The 6,029-nt window shown below is 42.5% G+C and carries 6 protein-coding genes and 3 pseudogenes; all 9 read right to left on the bottom strand.

Translation table 11 applies throughout. From position 1 onward, the window contains the following. The coding region (locus PHF32_08445) for a four helix bundle protein (protein ID MDD4560743.1) at positions 1–163 on the bottom strand (163 nt) is incomplete at its 3' end. Positions 164–187: 24 nt separating this feature from the next. Next, entirely contained in the window at positions 188–1,054 is an 867-nt protein-coding gene (gene rfbA / locus PHF32_08440; protein MDD4560742.1) for a glucose-1-phosphate thymidylyltransferase RfbA, read from the bottom strand. Positions 1,055–1,102: 48 nt separating this feature from the next. Then, positions 1,103–1,472 (bottom strand): annotated as a pseudogene (locus PHF32_08435) (four helix bundle protein). A gap of 91 nt (positions 1,473–1,563) precedes the next feature. Continuing rightward, positions 1,564–2,682: a DegT/DnrJ/EryC1/StrS family aminotransferase gene (locus PHF32_08430; protein MDD4560741.1), complete on the bottom strand. Its 1,119-nt coding sequence runs from the start codon at positions 2,680–2,682 to the stop codon at positions 1,564–1,566. A gap of 45 nt (positions 2,683–2,727) precedes the next feature. Beyond that, positions 2,728–2,879 (bottom strand): annotated as a pseudogene (locus tag PHF32_08425) (four helix bundle protein). A 103-nt stretch (positions 2,880–2,982) separates the two neighbouring features. Continuing rightward, positions 2,983–4,449: a lipopolysaccharide biosynthesis protein gene (locus tag PHF32_08420; GenBank protein MDD4560740.1), complete on the bottom strand. Its 1,467-nt coding sequence runs from the start codon at positions 4,447–4,449 to the stop codon at positions 2,983–2,985. Between the two features lie 72 nt (positions 4,450–4,521). Further along, complete coding sequence (locus PHF32_08415; protein ID MDD4560739.1) at positions 4,522–4,746, bottom strand: four helix bundle protein; 225 nt, start codon at positions 4,744–4,746, stop codon at positions 4,522–4,524. Positions 4,747–4,778: 32 nt separating this feature from the next. After that, positions 4,779–5,158: pseudogene (locus tag PHF32_08410) on the bottom strand (GxxExxY protein). Between the two features lie 49 nt (positions 5,159–5,207). Beyond that, positions 5,208–6,029: dTDP-glucose 4,6-dehydratase (rfbB, locus tag PHF32_08405; GenBank protein MDD4560738.1), on the bottom strand; the 822-nt coding region annotated here is incomplete at its 5' end.

Below are 6,029 nucleotides of genomic sequence, written 5' to 3'. Positions count from 1 at the left end.
TTGCCAGATTCGCTTCACGCATATTGGCACCAATCGACGTTCCTGAGCGCAACAACTGCTTGGATAACACGTATTCCCTTTTCTCATCAACAAGAATCTTGTAGGTCTGCACAATCTCCAGCGCAAACTCAAATGTCTTATCCAATATCAAATTACTCTTCATTCTTCATTCTTCATTCTTCATTCTTCATTCTTCATTAACCAGCTTGAGCAAATATTCCCCATAGCCACTCTTGCGGATAGGTTCGGCAAGTTTGCCGAGCTGATCTTTATCGATAAAGCCTTTACGATAAGCGATTTCTTCGATACAGGAGATTTTGAGACCTTGACGGCTTTGGATTACTTCCACAAACTGGGATGCCTGCATCAGCGATTCAAAGGTTCCTGTATCCAGCCAGGCAGTTCCGCGACCAATCTCCATTACTCTTAGCTTGCCTTGCTCCAGGTAAACTCTATTGACATCGGTGATTTCATATTCACCACGAGCTGAGGGCTTGATCTCGTGAGCGACCTTGATCACACTATTATCATAATAGTACAAGCCGGGGACTGCGTAATGAGACTTAGGTTGCTTCGGCTTTTCTTCGATACTGATTGCCTTGAGGTTCTCATCAAACTCGACTACACCATAACGCTGAGGATCATGTACCGGATAGGCCGTAATGATCGCGCCATCCGGATTGGTGCATTTTTGGAGGCGGTTGGCAAGATCAGCTCCGTAGAAGATGTTATCACCCAAGATCAGGCAAACATCATCCTTACCCACAAAATCAGCGCCAATCACAAAGGCTTGAGCCAGGCCATTTGGCACTTCCTGTGCCTTGTATTCAAAGCTCATCCCTAGTTGGCTACCATCGCCCAACAGCTTGATGAAGCCCGCCTGATCTTCCGGAGTGGTTATGATCAACACTTCCCTTATCCCGGATAGCATCAGGGTAGATAGCGGGTAATAGATCATGGGTTTGTCATAAACCGGCATGAGCTGCTTACTGACAGATATGGTTAAGGGGTGGAGGCGAGTACCGGCACCGCCGGCGAGTATAATACCTTTCACAGCGCCTCCGGCGATGTGAATTGAGGATTGAAAATTGAGAATTGAGAATTACTTGGCGTTCTCAGCATTGCTCTGTCCCTTTGTAGTTTTGATGATAGCAGTAAGGATTTTTTATGATTACTTGGGCTTCGTTATGGATGGTATGTTTGTTTTCTATGTAGTCGGCGGCCATCAAAAGCCGAATCCAATATTCAGTTTCTCTTGCTTCTTTAAGCGCAATGGAAAGTTTATGGATAAAATCTGCTCGGGATTGCGCTTCTATAGCTTCATTTACGTTGGCTCCAATAGAGGTTCCGGATCGCAGCAACTGCTTTGACATGATATACTCATTCTTATTCTTGGTCAGATTCTTGTAAACTTCAATAATGCTCAATGCAAAATCAAAGCTTTTATCTTGAATCAAATTCTGCTTTGCCATAATCTTCAATCCTCAATCTTCAATTCTCAATCTGAGGCTAACCCTCTAAACCAATCATCGTATTCATAAAACCTAATTAGTGATAATTCGGTTAATTCGTGGACTTCTTATAAGATTGGTGGATAAAATCACAGATGCGGCTGACATCGCTTTCGGTGAGATCCGGATAGAGCGGCAAGCAAATAACTGAATCGGCGACCCTGCGGGCATTGGGAATCTTATGCTTGGAGATGATCTTGTAGCCTTTGTACAATGAGAAATCTGTTATCAGGGGGTAGAAGTACTTTCGAGGAAAGATATTTGCCTGGGTGAATCTATCAAAGAGTTGGTCTCGGCTGATCGGAAAATCACGATTGACCAAGATCGGAAAGTAGGCATAGTTATAGTCTAAGTCTGTGGGGATAGTCATGAGCTTTATTCCAGAGATATCCTTAAGCTGCTCATTATACAGATCATGCCATATCTTCCTGAGGGACTTGATCATTTGTTTATGCTTCAACAGCAATAAGCCCATTGCTGCCTGCACTTCACTCATCTTAGCGTTTGTGCCTAATGAGATTACGTCGCCATCGTGGTAACCAAAATTGCAGTTGATATCGATTCTGTTCTTTAGTTCTTGGTTTATTGTGATTACAGCGCCACCCTCGAAGGTATGAAAAACTTTGGTGGCATGAAAACTGAGCGTGGAGGCGTCCCCCCAATTGAGGATAGATTCTCCGTTTTGCATAACCCCAAAGGCATGGGCGGCATCATAGAACACTTTCAAGCCTTTTGCTTTGGCTTCTTGATCTATAGCTACGTTTTCACAGGGTAAGCCATATACATGAACAGGTAAAATAGCTGTTACGTTTGAGTCGGTCGCATCCTCGATCAGCTCTGGATCGAGATTAAAGCCATCATCCTCAATATCGATAAACACTGGTTCTAGTCCTTTTAGAAGAACTGAATTTGCCGTAGCCACGAAACTGTAAGGAGTAGTAATCACTTTGCCCTTCAGCCCCAAAGCTTGGATCGCCAATTCCAGGGCAAGAGTGCCGTTGTTTAAAAGCGATGCGTTGGACACTCCAAGCTCTTTGCACAGTGCGACCTCCAATTCTTGGTGATAGCTCCCGGTGTTGGTCAGGACACGTGATTCCCAGAGTTCGGGGAGGAGCTTTTGGTAGTCCTCTAAGGGAGGTAGGTATGGCTTGGTGACGTAGATTGGCTTCATTTTCCTCTTTTCTTTCTGTCCACTAATTTACCGAATTTGCACGAATTCATTTACGTTGGCTCCAATAGAGGTTCCGGATCGCCGTAACCGCTTTGACATGATATACTCTTTTTTTTCTTGGTCAGATTCTTGTAGACTTCAATAATACGTAAAGCAAAATCAAAACTCTTATCTTGAAACAGGCTCTGTTTCGCCATAACACTCAATCCTCAATCTGAGGGCAGCCCTCATCCCTCTAAACCTATCATCATATTCATAATACCCAATTAGTGGAAATTCGGCTAATTAGTGGACAGACAACTATTTTTTGTGGAGAAGTGGAGCTATATGATGCTTGAATTGCTCAATCCCAAGCTCTTTGAGTTCCATGAATTCGGGTTTCTTAAAGAGATATCCTTCAGAAACAAGACACAGAATAATTACTCCGGATTTTATGAATAGGGAAAGTAAAAGGCTTTCTGGCAATATCATTCCTACAAAATACGTTATTACGAACACAACCACAACGTACGCAAATGTTTGTGAAACATCTCGAATCTGCTCCATTGTTGAATATTGCAATAATTTCGAGGAAAACATAGAATTCAGAAGATAAGAGATACAAGAATTAACTAACATGCCAAGTAATAAAATAATCATTCCATATTTCACGCCAATGATTATTACTGGGACTACTAGAATTTTCTTATAAATTTCAAGTTTTAAGTATAAATCAGAACGTCCTAACGCATTAAGCATGTTCAGATTTAAAGAATGAAGTGGATACAACATTCCTGATAAACAAACAATTTGAAGATATGGTATTGCCGGTGTCCATTGCTGTCCAATAAGAATTAGGATTATCTCCCTTGCGTTTACGATCATAGCGAGCATAATAATGCAGGTGAGATAAAAAGTGAGTTTGATCATTTTTTTATAGACTCTCTTAAGTGCCACCAGATCATTAGTCATGTTCGATAATACAGGGTATGTTACTCTTTGGGTAGTCAATTGGAGACTGCTTGATGGCAGCTGCTCAAACTGCTGAGCACGAGAGAAGTATCCTAGCTCAGCAGGTGAAAAACTCTTCCCAATTACCAGTTTATAAATGTTCTGGTACACAGTATGGATCAAAGCCGCTCCAAGCAATTTTATGCCGAATCCAAAAAGCTCTCGAAATGAATTCATGCTATATGCCAGTTTAGGTTTCCAAGATGAAGATAAGTGTAGCATAACAACGGTAATGATATTTTTACACATAGTCCGAATCACTAAGCTCCAATACCCATAGCCAATGGCTGCAAAATAAATTCCCATTACTCCCGAAAGTATACCAGAGACAAGGGATATCTTGGTTTGCCTCTTAAAATCAATGTTCTTAATTAGTATAGCTGTTTCAACCATACCAAAGGAGTTAATGATTAGGTTAATGGCCATAACCCGAACCAATAGTTTGAGCGGAGGATTATCATAGAATCTTGCTATAAACCCTGAAGATGCGTAAAGAACACTAAAAAATACAATCCCTAGGCAAACATTAGAATAAAACATTGTGTTATAATCAATATCCGAACAATTCTGTTTTCTTATGAGTGCTGACCCTAATCCGCTTTGCACAAAAGTTTCGGATATAGCAATAAACACCAAAACGATTCCAATAATGCCATACTCAGATGGGCTCAAAAGGCGGGCTAATACAAGACCCACTATGAATTGAACTATTTGATTGCTGATATTATCAGCCATACTCCATTTAAGGCCGGAGATGGTTTTATTCTTTATACTCAATTACAGTTCCATTTATCAGATTTCTGTTTTTTTTCTGTCCACTAATTAGCACAAATTATCAGGATTCATTTATTAAGGTTTAGAGGGTTGAGCGCTTCGCTGTTTAGGGAGTTGAGAAGGTTTAGAGGGTTTGTTCAACACTGCGGACCTAAGTTGGTTTAGCTGGTAAGCTACTATATCGATCTTCTCTCTGGTCGTTTGGTACGCAGCTTCAGTTATGTATCCCAAATCGAGACATAAAGTTAACTGACACAAAAATTCCTTCAAGCTGGCATATGCGGTCTTGATATAATCCACAGATTTACACAAATTGACACAGATTAAAATGCCTAAAGGACTAGGCGTGTGTGCCTTAAACTTGACTCCCCGAAGTTAATGAGGAGCCCTACCTTCAGGTTTGTAGCCTTCAGGTAGTTGAGAACTTGTGCCATATGATCGTTGTCATGGCACTTAATGCCTTAAGTTCCAAAATCATAACACCATAGCACACAAAGTCTGCTTTGTAAGTCTTGTTCAACGCCACTCCGCGATACATGATGCTCAGTTCTGGTTCTTTGACAAAAGGAATCCCCTGGAAACCGAGTTCAATCGCTAATGCTTCTTGATATACTGGTTCCAAAAAACCGTGACCTAGTTCCCTGTGAACTGCCATGCATGCTCCAATAATCTTATAGCATGCATCTTTGTAGAGAAAGGTCTGATCATCCATAAATGTAATCTGTGTAAATCTGTGTAAATCTGTGGACAAAATCTAGTAACTAAAGAGTACCCAGTCTCTCCTGCTGATACTTATTGCTCTGGATATTCTGCCACCAATCTTGATGATCGAGGTACCAGCGGATAGTCTTGCGGATGCCCGTCTGGAAGTTTTCTTTGGGCAGCCAATCCAGGTCGCGTTTGATCTTGTCGGCATCAATGGCATAGCGGAGATCATGACCGGGGCGATCCTGCACGTAGGTGATCAGTTCTTTGTATGACTTCAGCTTGCTTGAAGGCTGCATTTCGTCCAGGAGCTCGCAGATGGTATTCACGATATCGATATTGCGGATCTCGTTGTGTCCGCCGATGTTATAGGTTTCACCCACCTTACCGTGCTCAATCACGCAGCTAATGGCTTCACAGTGATCCGTTACATACAACCAATCGCGTACATTCAAGCCCTTCCCATAGACGGGCAAAAGCTTATGCGCCAGGCAATTGAGGATCATCAGCGGGATCAGCTTCTCGGGAAACTGATAGGGTCCATAGTTATTGGAGCAATTAGAGATACTCACCGGCAGGCCGAAGGTGCGTTGCCAGGCCCGTACCAGATGATCCGATGCTGCCTTTGAGGCAGAATATGGCGAACTGGGATCGTATGGCGTATCCTCGGTAAACATGCCTTCGTCACCCAAGGAACCATACACCTCATCAGTGGAAACATGGTGAAAGCGGAAAGCTTTCTTGCCCGCGTCATCCAGACCGCGAAAATGCTCCAATGCGTTCTGTAAAAGTACCGCTGTGCCCAGGACATTCGTATTCACAAACTCCAGCGGACCATCAATGGAGCGATCCACATGCGATTCCGCGGCAAAATTGAC

Source organism: Candidatus Cloacimonadota bacterium (assembly GCA_028706475.1).
Classification (GTDB): domain Bacteria; phylum Cloacimonadota; class Cloacimonadia; order Cloacimonadales; family Cloacimonadaceae; genus UBA5456.
This window is presented reverse-complemented; position numbering and strand designations above follow the sequence as displayed.